The organism is Achromobacter sp. ESBL13 (assembly GCF_036668755.1).
In the GTDB taxonomy this organism is placed as follows: Bacteria; Pseudomonadota; Gammaproteobacteria; order Burkholderiales; family Burkholderiaceae_B; genus Achromobacter.
The window spans coordinates 44,345-61,908 of sequence record NZ_JAZEVT010000005.1; the positions used below are offsets into that span (position 1 = coordinate 44,345).

Annotated in this window: 18 protein-coding genes and 1 pseudogene; 12 read left to right on the forward strand and 7 right to left on the reverse strand. The window is 65.9% G+C overall.

Annotated elements, in window-relative coordinates:
- Positions 1 to 64 precede the first annotated feature (64 nt).
- The 7 genes and pseudogenes from mdlC (at position 65) to pcaG (ending at position 7,194) form a co-directional block, all read left to right on the forward strand.
- On the forward strand, positions 65 to 1,711 hold the full coding sequence (gene mdlC / locus V6F88_RS19290) for a benzoylformate decarboxylase (protein ID WP_332611510.1): 1,647 nt from the start codon (positions 65 to 67) through the stop codon (positions 1,709 to 1,711).
- 48 nt (positions 1,712 to 1,759) lie between these two features.
- Positions 1,760 to 1,948 (forward strand): annotated as a pseudogene (locus V6F88_RS19295) (hypothetical protein); the annotation flags it as partial.
- 72 nt (positions 1,949 to 2,020) lie between these two features.
- Positions 2,021 to 3,283, forward strand: coding sequence for a 4-hydroxybenzoate 3-monooxygenase (locus V6F88_RS19300; protein WP_332611511.1), 1,263 nt, complete (start codon positions 2,021 to 2,023; stop codon positions 3,281 to 3,283).
- A gap of 31 nt (positions 3,284 to 3,314) precedes the next feature.
- Positions 3,315 to 4,742 carry an MFS transporter gene (locus V6F88_RS19305; RefSeq protein WP_332611512.1) on the forward strand — a complete coding sequence of 476 codons (1,428 nt, stop codon included), beginning with the start codon at positions 3,315 to 3,317 and terminating at the stop codon, positions 4,740 to 4,742.
- On the forward strand, positions 4,739 to 5,776 hold the full coding sequence (locus V6F88_RS19310; protein WP_332611514.1) for a ketopantoate reductase family protein: 1,038 nt from the start codon (positions 4,739 to 4,741) through the stop codon (positions 5,774 to 5,776). Before V6F88_RS19305 ends, V6F88_RS19310 begins: the two co-directional genes overlap by 4 nt.
- Positions 5,773 to 6,576: a protocatechuate 3,4-dioxygenase subunit beta gene (gene pcaH / locus V6F88_RS19315; protein ID WP_332611515.1), complete on the forward strand. Its 804-nt coding sequence runs from the start codon at positions 5,773 to 5,775 to the stop codon at positions 6,574 to 6,576. The genes V6F88_RS19310 and pcaH overlap by 4 nt, the downstream gene beginning before the upstream one ends.
- Positions 6,577 to 6,585: 9 nt before the next feature.
- Entirely contained in the window at positions 6,586 to 7,194 is a 609-nt protein-coding gene (pcaG, locus tag V6F88_RS19320; protein WP_332611516.1) for a protocatechuate 3,4-dioxygenase subunit alpha, read from the forward strand.
- Positions 7,195 to 7,308: 114 nt separating this feature from the next.
- On the opposite strand, the gene V6F88_RS19325 is transcribed toward pcaG, so the two are convergent.
- The 3 genes from V6F88_RS19325 to V6F88_RS19335 form a co-directional block, all read right to left on the reverse strand.
- Positions 7,309 to 7,731, reverse strand: coding sequence for a GreA/GreB family elongation factor (locus V6F88_RS19325; RefSeq protein WP_046807288.1), 423 nt, complete (start codon positions 7,729 to 7,731; stop codon positions 7,309 to 7,311).
- Positions 7,732 to 8,110: 379 nt separating this feature from the next.
- Positions 8,111 to 8,947: an alpha/beta fold hydrolase gene (locus V6F88_RS19330; RefSeq protein WP_332611517.1), complete on the reverse strand. Its 837-nt coding sequence runs from the start codon at positions 8,945 to 8,947 to the stop codon at positions 8,111 to 8,113.
- Positions 8,948 to 9,151: 204 nt separating this feature from the next.
- Complete coding sequence (locus V6F88_RS19335; protein WP_332611518.1) at positions 9,152 to 9,655, reverse strand: CinA family protein; 504 nt, start codon at positions 9,653 to 9,655, stop codon at positions 9,152 to 9,154.
- 186 nt (positions 9,656 to 9,841) lie between these two features.
- On the opposite strand from V6F88_RS19335, the gene V6F88_RS19340 reads away from it, so the two are divergent.
- Positions 9,842 to 10,111 (forward strand): hypothetical protein, encoded by a 270-nt coding sequence (locus V6F88_RS19340; protein ID WP_332611519.1) that lies wholly within the window; start codon positions 9,842 to 9,844, stop codon positions 10,109 to 10,111.
- Between the two features lie 37 nt (positions 10,112 to 10,148).
- Here the strand turns inward: V6F88_RS19340 and V6F88_RS19345 are convergent, their stop codons facing one another.
- The 3 genes from V6F88_RS19345 to V6F88_RS19355 form a co-directional block, all read right to left on the reverse strand.
- Positions 10,149 to 11,342 carry a mechanosensitive ion channel family protein gene (locus V6F88_RS19345; RefSeq protein WP_332611520.1) on the reverse strand — a complete coding sequence of 398 codons (1,194 nt, stop codon included), beginning with the start codon at positions 11,340 to 11,342 and terminating at the stop codon, positions 10,149 to 10,151.
- A gap of 66 nt (positions 11,343 to 11,408) precedes the next feature.
- Positions 11,409 to 11,786: a response regulator gene (locus tag V6F88_RS19350; RefSeq protein WP_332611521.1), complete on the reverse strand. Its 378-nt coding sequence runs from the start codon at positions 11,784 to 11,786 to the stop codon at positions 11,409 to 11,411.
- A 10-nt stretch (positions 11,787 to 11,796) separates the two neighbouring features.
- Positions 11,797 to 14,931 carry a CheR family methyltransferase gene (locus tag V6F88_RS19355; protein ID WP_332611522.1) on the reverse strand — a complete coding sequence of 1,045 codons (3,135 nt, stop codon included), beginning with the start codon at positions 14,929 to 14,931 and terminating at the stop codon, positions 11,797 to 11,799.
- A gap of 196 nt (positions 14,932 to 15,127) precedes the next feature.
- Here V6F88_RS19355 and V6F88_RS19360 point away from each other — a divergent pair, with 196 nt between their 5' ends.
- The 4 genes from V6F88_RS19360 to V6F88_RS19375 all read left to right on the forward strand — a co-directional run bounded on the left by V6F88_RS19360 (position 15,128) and on the right by V6F88_RS19375 (position 17,177).
- Complete coding sequence (locus V6F88_RS19360) at positions 15,128 to 15,307, forward strand: hypothetical protein (protein WP_104144168.1); 180 nt, start codon at positions 15,128 to 15,130, stop codon at positions 15,305 to 15,307.
- 13 nt (positions 15,308 to 15,320) lie between these two features.
- Complete coding sequence (locus V6F88_RS19365) at positions 15,321 to 15,707, forward strand: hypothetical protein (protein WP_332611524.1); 387 nt, start codon at positions 15,321 to 15,323, stop codon at positions 15,705 to 15,707.
- A gap of 51 nt (positions 15,708 to 15,758) precedes the next feature.
- Positions 15,759 to 16,766 (forward strand): chemotaxis protein CheB, encoded by a 1,008-nt coding sequence (locus V6F88_RS19370; protein WP_332611525.1) that lies wholly within the window; start codon positions 15,759 to 15,761, stop codon positions 16,764 to 16,766.
- A gap of 78 nt (positions 16,767 to 16,844) precedes the next feature.
- On the forward strand, positions 16,845 to 17,177 hold the full coding sequence (locus V6F88_RS19375) for a four-helix bundle copper-binding protein (protein ID WP_332611527.1): 333 nt from the start codon (positions 16,845 to 16,847) through the stop codon (positions 17,175 to 17,177).
- Positions 17,178 to 17,215: 38 nt separating this feature from the next.
- Here V6F88_RS19375 and V6F88_RS19380 read toward each other — a convergent pair whose 3' ends face one another.
- Positions 17,216 to 17,434, reverse strand: a complete 219-nt coding sequence (locus V6F88_RS19380) for a hypothetical protein (RefSeq protein WP_332611528.1) — start codon at positions 17,432 to 17,434, stop codon at positions 17,216 to 17,218.
- Positions 17,435 to 17,564: the final 130 nt, after the last annotated feature.

The window sequence follows — 17,564 nt, forward strand, 5'->3', positions numbered from 1 at the left end:
GACCGCGCCCGGCGCAAGCCGGGCACCTGGTCAATCCCGCCACCTCACCGCAAGGACCCGAGCTATGAACGGACCCGTTTTTGGCCTTTTAGGCGCGCTGAACGCCTCTGGTAGCGTGTCCGACACGGTCCCGCCGCCGCAGCCGCTGACCGTGCGTGACGCCGTCTACGACTTGATGCGCCGCGTCGGCATGACGTCGGTATTCGCCAACCCCGGGTCAACCGAGCTGCCCATGTTCCGCGGGTTTCCCGACGATTTCCGCTATGTGCTGGGCTTGCAGGAAGCCACGGTGGTGGGCATGGCCGACGGTTATGCGCAAGCCACGCGCAATGCGTCGATGGTCAACCTGCATTCGGCGGCCGGGGTGGGTAACGCGATGGGCAATTTGTTCACGGCATACAAGAACCGCACGCCGATGGTCGTGATCGCCGGCCAGCAGGCGCGCGGCATCCTGCCGTTTGACCCCTTTCTGTCCTCCAGCAACGCCGCCGAGCTGCCCCGGCCTTACGTCAAATGGAGCACCGAGCCCGCGCGCGCGCAAGACGTGCCGCTGGCCATCGCGCGCGCCTACTACCTGGCCATGATGCCGCCGCGTGGGCCCGTGCTGGTGTCCGTGCCGGTAGACGACTGGGACGCGCCGTCGCCGCCGTTGGCACATCGCGGCGTCAGCACCGAACTACGCCCCCAGCCCGAGGCCATCGGCCGCATCGGCGCCTTGCTGGACGCTTGCCGACGCCCCGCCATGGTCGTGGGCGCTGCTGTGGACCGCGACGGCGCCTGGAACGAAATCGTGGCGCTGGCCGAACTGCACAGCGCGCGCGTGTGGGCAGCGCCCATGTCGGGCCGTTGCAGCTTCCCGGAACGCCATCGCCTCTTCGCCGGGTTTTTGCCCGCTGCGCGCGAAGGCATCGTTGCCCGCCTGCAAGGGCACGACCTGATCCTGGTGGTGGGCGCGCCGGCCTTCACCTATCACGTCGATGGGACCGGGCCGCACGTGCCCGACGGCGCCGAGCTCTGCCTTCTGACCGAAGACCCGGACACGGCGGCGTGGGCGCCGGCGGGGCTTGCCGCCGTGGGCAGCATCCGCCTGTGCCTGCGCGATCTGCTGGCGCGCCCCGCGCCTATCATGCGGCCCTTGCCCGCGCGGCGCGCGCCCAGTCCCGCGCCCGGGCCGTCGTCGCCGATGTCCACCGCCTTCGTGCTACAGACGCTGGCCGCCATGCGCGACCCGTCCGATATCGTGGTGGAAGAGGCGCCCAGCGCCCGACCCGTCATGCAGCACTATCTGCCGCACGTGCGTACACAAACCTTCTACACCATGGACAGCGGCGGGTTGGGTTATGGCATGCCCGCGGCGGTGGGCGTGGCGTTGGGCAAGCCCGACCGGCGCGTCATCGCCCTGATCGGCGACGGTTCCAGCCTGTATTCGATTCAAGCGCTCTGGAGCGCCGCGCAGCACAAGCTGCCGATCACCTTCGTGATTCTCAACAACCGCCGCTATGCCGCGTTGCAAGACTTTGCGCCGGCGTTCGGCTTCGGGCCGCACGACAAGATCATGGGCACCGATCTGCCCGGCATCGACTTTGTTGCGCTGGCCAGGGGGCTGGGCTGCGGCGGCGTGCGCGTGTCGGACGCCGCGCGCCTGGGCGCGGTGCTGGCCGACGCCATGGCCAGCGGCAGCCCCACGCTGGTGGAAGTGCGGGTGTCCTGATCCTATCCGCGGGGTTCCGGAGGCTGACTCCGGCCCCCAGGTTCCTGGACCCTGACGCCGTCCGCCCAGATGCCGTTTCGCGGCATGAAGGAAAGCGGCATGAAGGAAAGCGGCATGAAGGAAAGCGGCATGAAGGAAGGCGGCATGCGGCGCTTTGGTGGCAAGGCCGGCATCGACGGCTTTACCGACCTGCGCTGGCTGGCCGTGCAGACCACGCCACGTGACTACGCGTTTTGAAGCGGGTCCACCTTCAGTTTCGCCTTGCACTCCTCATTCCCCTCCGCCTTCACCTTTGCAAAAGGACCATGTATGCGTACTCAGGTAGCGATTATCGGTGCAGGCCCAGCCGGGCTGATGCTGTCGCAGTTGCTGCACTTGCAGGGCGTGGATTCCGTGGTACTGGAATGCCGCAGCCAGGAAGCCATTCGCGCCACCCTGCGCGCGGGCGTGCTGGAGCAGGGCACGGTGGACGTGTTGACGGAAGTCGGCTTGGGCGCACGGCTCCGCAGCGATGGCTTCCGGCACGAAGGCACGGTGTTGCGGGTGGGCGGCCTTGACCGCCGCATCGACTTTGTCGACCTGACGCGTGGGCGCGCGGTGATGGTGTACCCGCAGCACGAAGTCATCAACGACTTGCTTGATGCCCGGCTGGCGGCGAAAGGCGACGTGCGCTTCAATGTCAGCGACGTGACGCTGCACGGCGTCACCCAAAGCAATGACGTGCCGCGCGCGGGCATGCGGCAGGCCGCCCCGGAATCCGCCCCCCCATCCATCACGGTGCCATCCGGGCCCGTGGTGCGGTTTCGAGATGAAGGCGGAGACCCCGTTACCTTGCGCGCCGATTTTGTCGTGGGTTGCGACGGCACGCACGGCGTCAGCCGCGCCGCCATCGCTTCGCACGCCTTGCACACACTAGAGCATCGCTACCCGTTCGGCTGGCTGGGCATCCTGTGCCAGGCGCCGCCGTCATCCGATGAACTGATCTACGCCTTGGGCGCCGACGGCTTTGCGCTGGTCAGCACCCGATCGCGCGAGGTGCAACGCATGTACCTGCAATGCGACCCGCGCGACGCCCCCTGCGACTGGTCCGATGACCGCATCTGGACCACACTGCGCGCGCGCCTTGCCACCCCCGACGGCTGGGCGCCCAATGAAGGCCCCATCTTCGACAAGACCGTCATCGCGATGCGCAGCAGCGTGACCGAATCCATGCGGCACGGCCGCCTTTTCCTGGCGGGCGACGCGGCCCATGTGGTGCCGCCAACCGGGGCCAAGGGCCTGAACCTGGCCGTTTCCGACGTGTGCCTGCTGTCGCGCGCGCTGACGCGCTTCTACCGGCACGGCAAAGACGATCTGCTGGACAGCTACAGCGCTGACGCCCTGCGCCGAGTGTGGCGCGCGCAGCGTTTTTCAAAATGGATGACGACGCTGCTGCACCGCTATCCCGATGCGGACGCCTTCGACCGCAAGCTGCAAGACGCCGAACTCGACTACCTGGCCCGATCGCGCGCCGCGTGCACCACGCTGGCCGAAAACTATGTGGGGCTGCCCATGGCGCCGCCCTGGGACTGAACGCGGGCCATTTCCGCAAAGGAGAACCAGCATGACTCGTAGTGCCCAGAACGCGGCGGTTCGCACCGCGTCGCCCGACCCCGGTAACGCCGACGTCGGCGACCTCCTTGACAACGGCCCCTTCACGTCGATGCAGAAGTTTGTGGTGATGCTTGCCGCCTTGTCCATCGTCATGGACGGGTTCGACGGCCAGCTGATCGGCTTTGCGATTCCGATGATGATCCAGGAATGGGGCATCACGCGCGAAGCCTTCGCACCCGCCGTCGCGTCCGGCCTGATCGGCATGGGGCTCGGCAGCGCGTTCGCCGGCCTGTTCGCCGACCGCTACGGCCGCCGCATGGCGGTCATTGTCAGCGTGTTTGTGTTTGGCACGGCCACGTGCGCCATCGGGCTGGCGCCCGATGCGTTGACCGTGGCCGTGCTGCGTTTCATTGCCGGCCTGGGCATAGGCGGCGCGCTGCCCAGTTCCACCACCGTTACGGCCGAGTTCACGCCCGCGCGCCGCCGCACGCTGGCAGTCACCGCCACCATCGTCTGCGTGCCTTTGGGCGGGATGCTGGCGGGGCTGTTTTCGGCGCAGGTCCTGCCCCTGTATGGTTGGCGCGCCTCGTTCTTCATAGGCGGATCGCTGGCCATCGCACTGGGCTTCGCCCTGATGGCCACGTTGCCCGAATCCCCCCGATTCCTGGCGCGCCGCCCTGAGCGCTGGAACGAGTTGGGCGTGTTGCTGGGGCGCATGGGCCGGCCCATGCCGCAAAGCGTGCACTACACCGACGCGGTCGAGCAGGCGCTTGAACAGCCCGGGGTCCTGCCGCAGCGTGGCGTACGGGCCTTGTTCTCGAAGGGCTACGGCGCCGACACCATCGCCATCTGGGTGGCGTTCTTCATGTGCCTGACGGCGGTGTACAGCGCATTCAGCTGGTTGCCCACAATGCTGACCTCGGAAGGCTTGCCGCTGGCGGTGGCCGCGTCCGGGCTTACCGCCTACAACCTGGGCGGCGTGATCGGCGCGCTGGTGTGCGCCGTCGCCATGACCCGCTGGGGCTCGCGTTGGCCGCTTGCCATCTGCTGCGTGGGCGCGCTGGGCAGCGCCTTCCTGATGCTGATGGTTGATGTGCGGCAGAGCTCGTCCTTGTTGGTGTTCGGGTTTGGCGTGCACGGTCTGTTCGTCAACGCGGTGCAGTCCACGATGTATGCGCTGTGCGCCTACGTCTACGTCACGGGGGTGCGCGCCACCGGCACGGCGGGGGCGCTGGCCTTCGGACGTCTTGGCGCCGTCCTTAGCGCCTTCGTCGGCGCAACCGTCATCACGCAGGGCGGCTCGCAGGGCTACCTGCTGTTGCTGGGCACAGTCATGGTGTTTGCGCTGATTGCGTTGCTGATGGTGCGCCGTCATATCCCGGGCAAGCGCGCGGCGCCGCCGTTGCGCACCGTTGCCGCCGTGGAGGGCTCACGATGAACATCGCGATGCTGGGCGCGGGCGCCATGGGTTGCCTGTTTGGCGGGTTGCTGGCCGAGAGCGGCCGGCAGGTGACCTTGCTGGATATCGATGACGCCCATCTGGAGGCGATACGCAGCAGCGGGTTGCGGCTGGAGACCGACCGGGGCGACAGGCGCATCCACGGCATGACGGTGTCACGGCCCGAGCACTGCCGCCAGCCGCCGGACCTGCTGATTCTCTTTACGAAAAGCCTGCATACCGACGCGGCGCTACGCAGCGTGGCGCCCCTGGTCGAAGGGCCTGCGCGGGTGCTGACATTGCAGAACGGGCTGGGAAACCTGGAAGCGGTTTCGCGCCACGTGGACCCGGCGCGCGTGCTGGTCGGCATGACGACGTGGCCGGCCGATCTGGCGGGGCCAGGGCACGTCAGGTCGCATGGCGGCGGTGTGATCCGCATGTGGCCGGCGGGCGGTAGCCGCAGGGGTGGCGAAGCCCAGGCCGTAGCTAACTTCACGGGCAGGGCCAATGCGCATGCCAACGCGCATGCCAACGCCAATGCCGACAGCAACGTAGACAGCGACGTTATCCACATCGCGACCGTGCTTAACGACGCCGGCTTGCAATGCGAAGTCGACCCCAACGTCTGGAAAGCCATCTGGGAAAAGGTGGCTTTCAACGCTGCGCTTAACAGCCTGTGCGCCGTCTCGGGCTGCGCGGTCGGCCAGCTGGCCAGCGTGGATGACGGCCCGATGCTGGCACGCAACGTCGTGTCCGAGGTGATCGCCGTGGCGCGCGCAAGCGGCATCGACGCCGACGCGGCGGCATGCCATGCCAGCGTCGAGCACGCCATTGCACATCATCGTGGCCACAAGCCGTCGATGTTGCAGGACGTGCTGGCAAGCAGGCCAACCGAAATTGAAACGATCAACGGCGAAGTGGTGGCGCGGGCGCGCGCGGCGGGCGTGCCCGTGCCACACACCGCCCAGTTGCTGGGCCTGGTGCGCCTGATCCAGGCGCGCCAATCCGACCATCCGACCAAGAGACACCCATGAGCTCATCCGAAACGTCCCCACCCCAGTCCCCGCGCCCGTCATCGCCCCAGTCATCGCGACAGTCATCGCGACAGTCATCGCCGTCGGCCTCCCGCCCGCCGGCCGGCCTGTCGCCCAGGGACTGGGCCAGCCATCCCGCGTACCTCTACGACGACTATCGTTCGACTGAATTGCGCGGTCCGACGCTGCCGCTGGTGCCCCTGAGCGCGGCGTTGGGCGAAATGCGTCGGCCGGTCTTTGGCGACGATAGTGTCGGCAAGCTGGACCACGACCTGACACGCAACGCGCGCCGCAACGGAGAACCCATCGGCGAACGCATGGGTTTGGCGGGCCGCGTCGTTGACGACCTGGGCCGGCCCGTGCCCCACACGCTGATCGAAATCTGGCAGGCCAATGCGGCCGGCCGCTATGTGCACAAGGCCGACCGCCACGACGCGCCGCTGGACCCGAACTTCCTGGGCGCGGGCCGCTGCCTGACCGACGCCGATGGCCGCTACCGCTTCTTGACGATCAAGCCGGGGGCCTATCCCTGGGGCAATCACCCCAACGCCTGGCGCCCGCAGCACATCCATCTATCCCTGTTCGGCCAGCACTTCGGTACGCGGCTGGTCACGCAAATGTACTTTCCCGGCGACCCGTTGCATGCCTTTGACCCGATGCTGAACGGTACGCCCGAAGCGGCGCGCAGCCGGCTGATCGCGGATTTCAGCGTGGGCCTGACCGAAGCGGGCGTTGCGTTGGGATACCAGTTCGACATCGTGCTGCGCGGCGCGCGTTGCACGCCGTTTGAAAACGGTTAAGGAGGCGTCATGTTGATGCAAGGCTTGCAAGACAATTTTGGGCAGACGCCGTCGCAGACGGTTGGGCCGTATTTCGCGTACGGCCTGACGGCGGCACAGTACGGTTACGACTTCGATCAGCCTTTTGATACCGTGCTGACCGATGACGAGGCGCGCGGTACGCGCATGCGCCTGGAAGGCCGGGTGCTGGACGGCGATGGGATGCCGGTGTCGGACGCGCTGGTGGAAATTTCGCACGTGGACGGGCAGGGCCGGTATCCGCGCAATGTGTACGAGGCATCGGCCATGGGGTTTCGGGGGTTCGGGCGTTGCGGCACGGGCACCGACCTGGGCAACCGCTACGCGTTCCACACGGTCAAGCCGGCGTCGCAGGCAGACGGCGAGGCGCCGCACATCGACATGATCGTGACCATGCGGGGGCTCTTGCTGCACGTATTCACGCGCGTGTACTTTCAGGACGAGGCCGAGGCGAATGCCGCGGACCCGGTCTTGAATTCGGTGCATGCCGAGCGGCGCCACAGCCTGCTGGCGCGTAAGGACGAGCGGGGCGGCGACCTTATCTACCGGTTCGATGTGCATATGCAGGGGCCGTACGAAACGGTGTTCTTCGACCTGTAGCCTGCGCCATCGCGAGATCAGCGCAAAAAGCAGGGCAAAAAGCAGGGCGAAAAAAAGGCGCTGATAATCTCAGCGCCCTGGCAATGCGGCGGGTACGACACCGCCCGCGTTGCATCAGGCCGTGGTGTCGCCGGCCGCTTCGGGCTGGTACAGAATTTCTTCGATGCTGGCCGAATGCTCGGTCTGGTTCGGCGCCGTCCATGTGACCAGTTGACCGGTGCGCGAGCCGATCAGGCTCAAGCCCAGTGGCGACATCACCGACACCTGGCCCTGCGCCAGGTTGGCGTCGGCCGGATAGCACAGCGTGACAACCATTTCATCGCCCTTGTCGTTCAGCAGGCGCACGCGCGAACGCATCGTGATGATGTCGGGCGTGACTTCTTCGATGGCGATGATGGGCGCGGAGTCCAGCAGTTCTTGCGCGGCATCGACGGCATCGCGCGACAGGGTCGCGGCGGTGGCGGGGCGGGTGATCATGCCCAGCAGTCGGGCGTGGTCCAGGGCGGTAATGAGTTTGTCTTGCGGCACGGCGTTCATGTCGGTTCTTCTTGGACGAAAGGCCCCGCTAGGCGTAGGCCTTTCGGCGTGCGCGGGCGAGGCAATGGAGGAGATGACAGCGCTTTGGGAAGAGAATGTTCAAGCGGTGCCGCGACGAAGCGTACGGTGTGGATCGTGTCCGGGCAGCGCGCCGACGTTGCGGCTTACTGCGGCTAGCCCGCCCTAAAGCAGGCTTCGGACCCCGGACAGAGACAGTTACCGGGCTGATTCGAGCGTCGAAGCGGTGCAGTTTTTGCGCGTTTGGCGCCCAATCTGCTGTCGGCAATAGGCGAGTATATAGGCCATTGCCATATGCGTGTGTCGGAATATTCTGAAAAGGGGCGATTTGAGCCGCCCCTTCCCGGGTACACGCGGTAAATCAGCCCTTGATAAAGGCTAGCAGGTCAGGGTTGATGATGTCGGCGTGGGTGGTCAACATGCCGTGCGGCAAGCCTTGATAGACCTTCAACGTGCCGTTTTTCAGCAGTTTGACCGACAGGCGCGAGGCATCGTCAATCGGCACGATCTGGTCGTCGTCGCCATGCATGACCAGCGTGGGCACGGTAATGGCCTTCAGGTCTTCGGTCTGGTCGGTCTCGGAAAACGCCTTGATGCCTTCGTAATGGGCACGCGCGCCGCCGATCATGCCTTGGCGCCACCAGTTGTTGATGACGCCCTGCGACACCTTCGCGCCTTCGCGGTTGAAGCCGTAGAACGGGCCCGAGGCCACGTCTACGTAGAACTGGGCGCGGTTGGCGGCCAGCGCTTCGCGAAAGCCGTCGAACACTTCGATCGGCAGGCCGCCCGGGTTGGATTCGGTCTTGAGCATCAGCGGAGGCACGGCGCTGACCAGCACGGCCTTGGCGACACGGCCTTGCGGTTGACCGAATTTGGCGACATAGCGCGCCACTTCGCCACCGCCCGTCGAATGGCCGATGTGAACCGTATTGCGCAGGTCCAGGTGTTCGACCACGGCGGACGCGTCGGCGGCGTAATGGTCCATGTCATGGCCGTCGCTGACCTGGCTGGAGCGGCCGTGGCCACGGCGGTCATGCGCAATGACGCGAAACCCCTTGTTCACGAAGTACAGCATCTGCGCGTCCCAGTCGTCGCTGGACAAGGGCCAGCCGTGATGGAACATGATGGGCTGGGCGGTCTTGGGACCCCAGTCCTTGAAGAAAATCTGCACGCCGTCGGGGGTGGTGATAGTGCTCATGGGCTAGTACTCCGGGTAGGTGCCACGGGTGGGGCGGCCTGTGAAACCGGCGCGGATATACGCCGGCCCCAACGCCGCCAAAGCCCCCAGCGTAGCGCTGCCCACCTTCAAGCGCTTGAACGTTATGAATCGGCTTTGAACGAAATCATCTTGCGTCACGCGTGCAATGGTGGCGCGGCGGCGCGGCGATCCCCCCGGCCCTGTCTAGCCTGCGCCCTGGCGCAGCGCCCGGTAATGGTCCACCACCCCTTGCAGGGCGTATTCGGCGCTGGCTTTGCGGATGCTGTTGCGGTCGCCCGAGAAACGCTTGGTGGCGGTAAACACCACCGGGTGCGCGTCGGCATTGCCCATCTTGAAGACCCAGGCGTAGCACTGCGTGCCGCTGGGGATCTCGTCATCGGTAGCGTCGGTGACGCCGGTATTGGACACCGCCACGTTGGCCGGGCTTTTGCGCGCCGCGCCCAACGCCATGTCGCGCGCGACCGCCTCGCTGGTCAGGTTGTGCGAGCGCAGGGTGGACGCCGGCACCCCCAGGCAACGCTGCTTGGCTTGAACCGAATACACGACGAAGGCGCAGTCCAGTAATTGGCCGGCGCCGGGAATGTCCGCCAGCGTGGCCGCGATCAGCCCCGCCGTGCAGGATTCGGCGGTCACCAGCGTCAGGTCGTTTTCCTGCATGAATGTCGCGACTCGTTCGATAGCGTTCATCGTTGCGCTCCGGAAAGGGGGGGCCGCCTTGTCATGGCCATTGCCCCAGGAGAGTGCCCTGAAGCAAACCACGTTCCCGACGGCCTCGCGGGCATGGCAGTTGCTCTGGCATTCCGTTATCCGACATTCCGACATCCGTCATTTCATCATCCGGGGCCGTTGCCCCATCAACGCCAGGAGCCAGCCATGAGCATCCCATCGACGTTGCAGCAAAAACCGACCTCGCCGCAGCCCAACCAGCGCCAGCCCAACCAAGGCCAGCCCGACCAATCCCCGGCCGAAAATCCCGACCGCCGCGCGCCCGGCCAGGAGCGGGACAAGGACGGGCGCTGGCCGCCCGATGCCCTGCCCAACCCGATGCCGGGCCTGGACCCCCAACAAACCCCCGGTATCGACCGCTTGGGCGACGCGAACGTCGCCGACCAGCAGTGGCTGCGCAGCACGCGCGGCCTGTGATGGCCTAGAGGCCGGGCGTTTCCGCCCGGCCTGGCGACTACGCCGGAAACGGCGCGGGCGGTGCATTCCCACCCGGGTTGCGCCCGCCTGCCGCCCCGCCGCCCGCCGATCCCCCGCCCGTGGCGGGCGAGGATCCCGCCGTATTTCCGGGCAGATTCCCCGTAGCATCCTCCGCCGCCGGCGCCGCGTCCCGGGGCATATGCAGAATCTGCTCCGGCAGGGCCAGCGCAATGCCCGCTGCCTGCAACTCGCGCATGATCCCCAGGTTGATCGCCTGTTGGATGTCCATGTAGTGGTTGTAATCCGCCGTCAGCACGTAATAGACCGCCTCGAACTCCAGCGCGCCCTCGCCAAACCGGGCCAGATGCGCGCGGTCAAAGCGCGTGTCGCTCTGGCCCTCGATCTGCGAACGGATGATGCCCGGCACGGCGGCCACTTTTTCCACGTCGGTCTTGTACGTAATGCGTACTGAAAACACGATGCGCCGTTGCTGCATCCGTTTGTAGTTTTGGATGGTCTGCTTGAGCAATTCGGTATTCGAGCAGACGATCTGCTCGCCGCCCAGGCTGCGGATGCGCGTGGTCTTCAGCCCCACGTGTTCGATGCTGCCGGCCACCTGCCCGAACACAACGAAGTCGCCGGCTTCAAAGGGCTTGTCCAGCCCGATGGAGATCGACGCGAACAGGTCGCTCAAGATGGTCTGCACCGCCAAGGCCACGGCCACGCCCCCGATACCCAGGCTGGCGACCAGCGCCGTGATGTTCACGCCCAGGTTGTCCAGCATGGCCAGCAGGGCAATCACCCACACCAGCGCCCGCAGCAGGAAACTGAGCAAGGTGGCCGTCACGGTGCCCCGGTGGTGCAGCGCGCGGCTCAAGCCCACGTCCACCGCACGGTCCAGCCAAAGCGCCAGTTGCAGCGCGATCAGCACAAACCACAGGTGCTGTGCGCCGCCTTCGCTCCACGGAAAAGGCGCCCCCGCCACGTCGATGCCGATCAGCAAGGCGAAGATGGCCAGCAGGATCCAGCTGGTGCGCTGCATGACGCGGATCGCGCCGGCCGCCATGCCGTGGCCGGGTTGCGCCGCGCGCCGCTCCAGCCGCGTGCGCACCAGGCGGAACGCAAAGATCAAGATTAGATAAAGGGTGGCCGCGACCGCCGCCGCGATCAGCCACAGGGCGATGGGATGGTCCGCGAGTGCGCGCGTCCCGGAAATCCATTGACTCAACATACCGCCTCCGCAAGGTTGGACTCGCGGTGGGCAGCAAATGTTGTGCCGCGGTGCAGCGCCGGCAGGTTACCGGCCGAACTTGGACAGCAGCATCGATATCAACCGCGCCTGGTTGAAGGGCTTTTCGCAACGGGGGAATTCGCGATAACACGCTTCCAGGGCCTCGACACCGAACCCCGTCAGCAGGACGACATGCACGCCCTGCGCTGTCAATGCATCAATCAGCGGATAAGACAGCGTGCCGTGCAGATTGATGTCCACCACCGCGCAATTGAATTGCCCCGCGTGTGTGTCGACGAAACGCGTCGCCTCGTCCAGCCACCCGATCATGCCAATGATCTCGGCGCCCACTTCGCGTAGCGCTTCCGCCAGCGTTTCCGCAATGACGTATTCGTCTTCAACGATCAGCAACTTGCAAGCCGACAGTGGGAGAGTTTCAGCCATGGTGATCCTTTTACTTGGCCGCGATCGTGAAGTGGGTCGACGGCCGTAATGGAACTTCGATGCGGCAGCGCAAACCGTCTTCCCTGAAATCCAGCGACGTGCGCGCTTGCAGGGTGAACGTCAGCGCCTGTTCGATGAGTTCGCGCCCGTAGCCCTTGCGCCGCGTGTCGGGCGGCGTGGGCAGGCCGGACTCGTGCCATTCCACAATCAGCATTTGCCCGTCGCCCTGGGGCTTCGTGTGCCATTGCACCTGCAACTGGCCGCCGGCGTATTTCAAGGCGCCATGCTTGAGCGCATTGGTGCCCAGTTCGTGCAGCGCCAATGCCAGCGACTGGCTGCATTCCGCGCTGACAAACGTGGGATCGCCCTGCACCGACACGTGCTGCCCATGCCCCACGGCATCCAGTTCGCGCCGCACGATTTCGCCAAAATCGACGGCCTCGTGCGACGCATCGCTCAGCAGGCCCTGCACCCGGCTCAATGCCGAAAGCCGGCTGTCCAACCTGTCGTAGGGCTCACCACGCCCAAGGGTGCGGTATGCAATGCTCTGCACCAGCGCCAGCAGATTGCGCGTGCGGTGTTGCAGTTCGGCGATCAGGATGCGATGCCGCTTTTCGGCTTGCGTGATCTGCGTGATGTCGATGAAAGTCACGACCACGCCATCCACGCGGTTGTTCGCATCGCGGTAAGGCGCCAGACGCAGCAGGTAGTGCTTGGCGTCGCCGTCGCCTTCGATGCGGCGCTCGATCACTTCCTGGGTCCGGAAAACCTGCTGGATGTCCTGCGCGAACGAGGGCAGCGGGACGCGGCTGGCCAGGTCGGTGATGGGGCGGCCACGGTCGCTGGGCAGGATGCGGAACACGTCGCATACCGGTGGCGTGAAGCTGCGTATCACCAGGTTGCCGTCCAGGAACAGCGTGGCGAACGCGGTGCTGGCAAACAGGTTGTGCAGGTCGCTGTTGCTGCGGTCCAGCTCGTCGACCTTGCCTTGCAATTCGGCGTTCACCGTGTGCAGCTCTTCGTTGAGCGACACCAGTTCTTCCTTGGACGCTTCCAGTTCCTCGTTGGACGATTGCAGTTCTTCGTTGACGGACACCAGCTCTTCGTTGGACGACTTCAATTCCTCCAGCGCCGTCTCGTATTCCTCGATGGTCGCTTGCAGGCGGTCCCGCGTTTCGCGCAGCTCGCTTTCGATCTGTTCGGCCGCGCCGATGTGCGCGGCATGCAGATAGGCGTCGGCTTCTTCGCGGCTGACGGGCGGGCCGTCGTCGGCAAACAACACCAGGTAAAGCGGTTCGCCTTCGCGGTTGTCCAGCAGCGGGTCCACCGTCAGGCGCAGCAGTTGTACGCGGCCGTCATCGCCTTCGATGGCCACGTTATGGCGCGTGGCCGTCACGCCGGTGGACATGGCGTCATTGAGCAGCGCGCGCAGGTCCAGGCGCAGGTCCTTGCGCGCCATCGCCAGAATCTGGCGGGTAGGCACACCCGCCGCGGCCTCCAGGTACTTGCCGGTGCGGCCCGAGTAATACACCACGTCGCCATCTTTGTTGACCAGCACGTGCGGGGGCGCGTGCTGGTTCAGCACCTGCGAATCGATGGATTGGCGCAGCCCCGTGGCACTGGCCGGCAGGCGCCGATGCAGCAAGTCCTGCGACGGCGCCATGCCCGTCGATGGCAGGTTGAAGTGCGGGCGCGGGCGCACGGCGATGTCGCTGCGCCGCTGAAAGATGCGATGCTTCTTGTCCACGGCGCCGAACATATCGGAGAACTGCGTCGTGTTTTCCGACATGCCCAGGAACAGATAGCCGCCGCTGCGCAGCGCGTAATGGAATGTCGGGAACACCTGCTTTTGAATGTTGCCGCCGAAATAGATCAACAGGTTGCGGCATGACACCAGGTCGATGCGGGAAAAGGGCGGGTCTCGCAGGACGCTGTGCGGCGAAAAAATGCACAGTTCGCGGATCTGTTTGCTGACCACGTAACTTTCGCCGTCGGCAATGAAGAAGCGCTCGCGGCGTTCCGGGCTGACGCTGTCCAGCAGCGTGCCCGGATAGCGGGCGGTGCGCGCGATATTCAGCGCCCGTTCGTCGATATCGGTGGCGAACAGCTGTACGCGCGGAGGCAGCTCCATTTTCTCCATGTGTTCGCGCAGCAGGATGGCAAGCGAATAGACCTCTTCGCCGGTCGCACAGCCGGGCACCCACACCCTGACGGTATCGCCCACGCCGCGGCCTTCCAGCAGTTGCGGCACCACCAGCTTGGCCAGCGCATCAAAGGCCTCGGGGTCGCGAAAGAAGTCCGTCACGCTGATCAGCAGGTCACGAAACAGCGCGCCGGCTTCCTGGGGCGTTTGCCGCAGGTACGTCAGGTAGGCGTCCAGCGATTCCGACTGGTTCACCTTCATGCGGCGATGCACGCGGCGCATGAAGGTCTTGCTCTTGTAGCCGCTGAAATCATGGCCCGTTCGGGTCAGCAGCAGCGCATAGATTTCGGCCTTGATCTTTTCCATTTCGGGGGGCATGGCCTCGTCTTCGTCAGCTTTTAACAGGCTCAGCGGCGAGGCCGGCGCAGCGTCAAGCATGTGCAGGCGCGTGCCCATTTCCAGCGCGGGCAGCGCAAAGTCGATGATGCCGGCCCCGATGGCGCTGTCGGGCATTTCTGCATAGGCCGGCCCGTTGCCATTGGGGGCCTGCGCCATGGTGATGCCGCCAAATTCCTTGATGGCCTTCAGGCCCAGGGTGCCGTCGGTGTCGCTGCCCGACAGCACGATGCCCACCGCGCGCGGGCCGTAGTCCTTGGCCAGCGACGTGAAGAACTGGTCGATGGGGCGTCGGCCGTTGCGCTGGCCGGACGTTGCGGCCAGCTTGATGCGACCCTGGCTGACCGAAATGTCGGCGTCCGCCGCCAGTACATAGACCTGGTTCATCTCGATAGCCATGTCGTTCTCGGCGGAGTTCACCGGCAAGGACGTGTGGCGGCCGATGAGCTCGGGCAGGTGGCTTTCGCGGCCCGGGCCCAGATGTGTCACCACGATGAACGACATGTCGGGATCCTTGGGAATGCCCGCAAAAAACCCTTCCAGAGCCTCCACGCCGCCGGCGGAGGCACCGATACCCACAACAAAAGCGGCACTGGAAAGGGTCATGTCGTTCCAAAAATGGGAAAAGCAAGATGATATTCGACGACGTTAGCACGGGGAATCACTGGTGTCCCGGTCGGAAAAATCTACATACCTATGCGGGACGCACCCCAAAAAACGGGGGTTCCCGGTGCCATGCGACTGCGGTTTCGGGAATGCCGCTTGCTGCAAGATCAGCGCCACTTTTTAAAAGGAATTCGCGATGAAATCCAAAGACAACAAGCCCAATCCCACCGCCGATGACACCCCGCGCGAAGCGCAGGCCAGCCACCGCGACACGCAGAATCGCAGCAAGAAAGAAGGCCATGTCACACAGATCGGCACCGGCCAGGACCAGCAGAGCCAGCGCAATCGCGGCGCCGGTTCGCGTAGCAAGCCTTAAAGGAGAATGCGCCATGACACATCCTGGGCACAGTTTGCATCGGGCGCGCCGCTCAGCGCTTGCCCTTGCGTTGGCGGCGGGCCTGGGCTGGGCGCCACTGACGTTCGCGCAGTCGGCCGGTGGCCCGGCGGGCCCGGCGGGGCAGGGTGGCCCGCCGCCCGCCGGCACGCCGGCCCCCAAGGGACCCGCCCCGGATAGCGGTGCTCCGGCACCGTCCAAGGGCGACCCGTCGCGCCCGCCGCCTACCGTGCCGCAGGCCGCGCCGGGCACCACGCCGTCGCAGCCCGTGCAGGGCCAGGGCACGGTCAAGGGCTCGTCGGCCAACCCCGCGCCCGATGGGCAGATTCCAGGCGGCAAGGCGGGTTCGGGCGGGCACAAGACCAACCTATTCGGCCGTTGAAAAAGGCCGGTCGATGGGCCGGACGCTGTTCGGCACAAAAGGGCGCGCATCATGCAAAACCGAGACATTGTGGTGGTGGCGGTTTCCACGGGCGGCTTGGCCGCGCTGGAGGTCCTGCTGGGCGACCTGGACCCGGGCTTGCGAGCATCGGTTTTCGTGGCGATGCACGTAGACGGGTACCGCAGCGTACTGCCCAGCCTGCTGCAAAACCGCACACGCTGGCGTGTGCAGCATGCCGAGGACGGCGAACCCTTCGCGCCCGGCGTCGTCTACATCGCGCCGCCCGACCGGCACATGATCTTGCAGCATGACGCCACGGTGTTGACGCGTGGCCCCAAGGAAAACTTCACGCGGCCGGCGGCGGACCCGTTGTTTCGTTCCGCCGCCGTGCACTATGGGCCTCGCGTCGTGGGCATCGTCTTGACCGGGCGCCTGGACGATGGCTCGGCGGGGCTGAAGTCGGTGCACGCGTGCGGCGGTTTTGCCATCGTGCAAGACCCCCAGGACAGCGTCGCGCAGGACATGCCGGCCAACGCAATCGCGGCAGTGCCCACGGCGCAGGTGCTGCCGCTTCAACAAATTGGAAATGCGATGGCTAAAGCGATCAACACAACGGTGGCGCCGCGCGCTGCGGGCAGCGGGCCGTCGGAAACGCTGCGCACCGAATCTCGCATGACGGAAACGGGTCAGTCCTCGGCGGCCGTGCTGGAACGCATCGGGCGGCAGTCGGGGCTCACCTGCCCCGAATGTGGCGGCGTGGTCTGGCGCGTGGACGCGGGCCTGCCGGTTCGGTATCGCTGCCATACCGGACATGCATTCTCGGCCGCCTCGCTGAACGCCGCGCAGGCCGAGCAGGTCGACGATGCCATCTGGTCCGCCGCGCGCCTTTTGCGCGAGCGTATTTTGCTGGCCGGTGAAGAAATCGCAACGGGCGGCGGGTCGGCGCAAGAGTCGAGTCGGTTGCGGGCGTCGGTGGCCCAATGGGAGGCGGCTTACCAGCAGCTGCGCAGCCTGGCGGCGACCACCGACGGGCCGCTGGCAAAAACCGACATCACTTGACTGGTGCCGCGGGCGCGGCAGGAATGCGATTTGCGGCCCTTGCGGTTCCATCCCGGAATAACCGCAAGGAGATCAACAATGAGCGCCGTGAACAAAGAAATGGAAGCCTGCATCGACAATTGCCTGGCCTGCTATCGGCACTGCCTGCAAACCGCGTCCAACCACTGCCTGGAGGCGGGCGGTGAACATGTCGAACCCGAACACTTCCGCCTGATGATGGCCTGCGCCGAAATTTGCCGCACGGCCGCGCACACGATGCTGATCGGCATCGAGCAACACGACCGTGTTTGCGGCGCGTGCGCCGACATATGCGCCGCGTGCGCGGACAGCTGCGAAGGCGTCGGCGGCATGGACGACTGCGTTGCAGCCTGCCGGCGCTGCGCCGACAGCTGCAAGAAGATGGCGGCCTGAACGGATGGCGCCCTGCATGGGCGGGCGCCTCCGGCCGGCTACGCCAGCCGCTGCGACGCCAACCAAAGCGTCACCAGCAGCGAGCCCGCCACCATCCAGAACACGATGGCCAGCAGAATGCCCAGTGACAGCCGGAAGCCGGTCGTGGGACCGGTCAGCGGCAGACGGCTCGGGGGAGTCAGGGCATGCGAGGTCGCGGCGCCGGTCAGCGGCAGGGGGGCGGCTTGCGGCACGGAGGGCAGGGTGGGGGAGGCCATGGTCAATCCTGTAATCCAAGGACGTGTGTTGTAGGGTCCCGCCCACGCCGTGCGGGTCTGCAAGGGGTGCGGCGCAGGCCGCGGTCCTATACAGCAAGTGCCGTGCCCAAAAAGAACGCCTTTCCTGCGG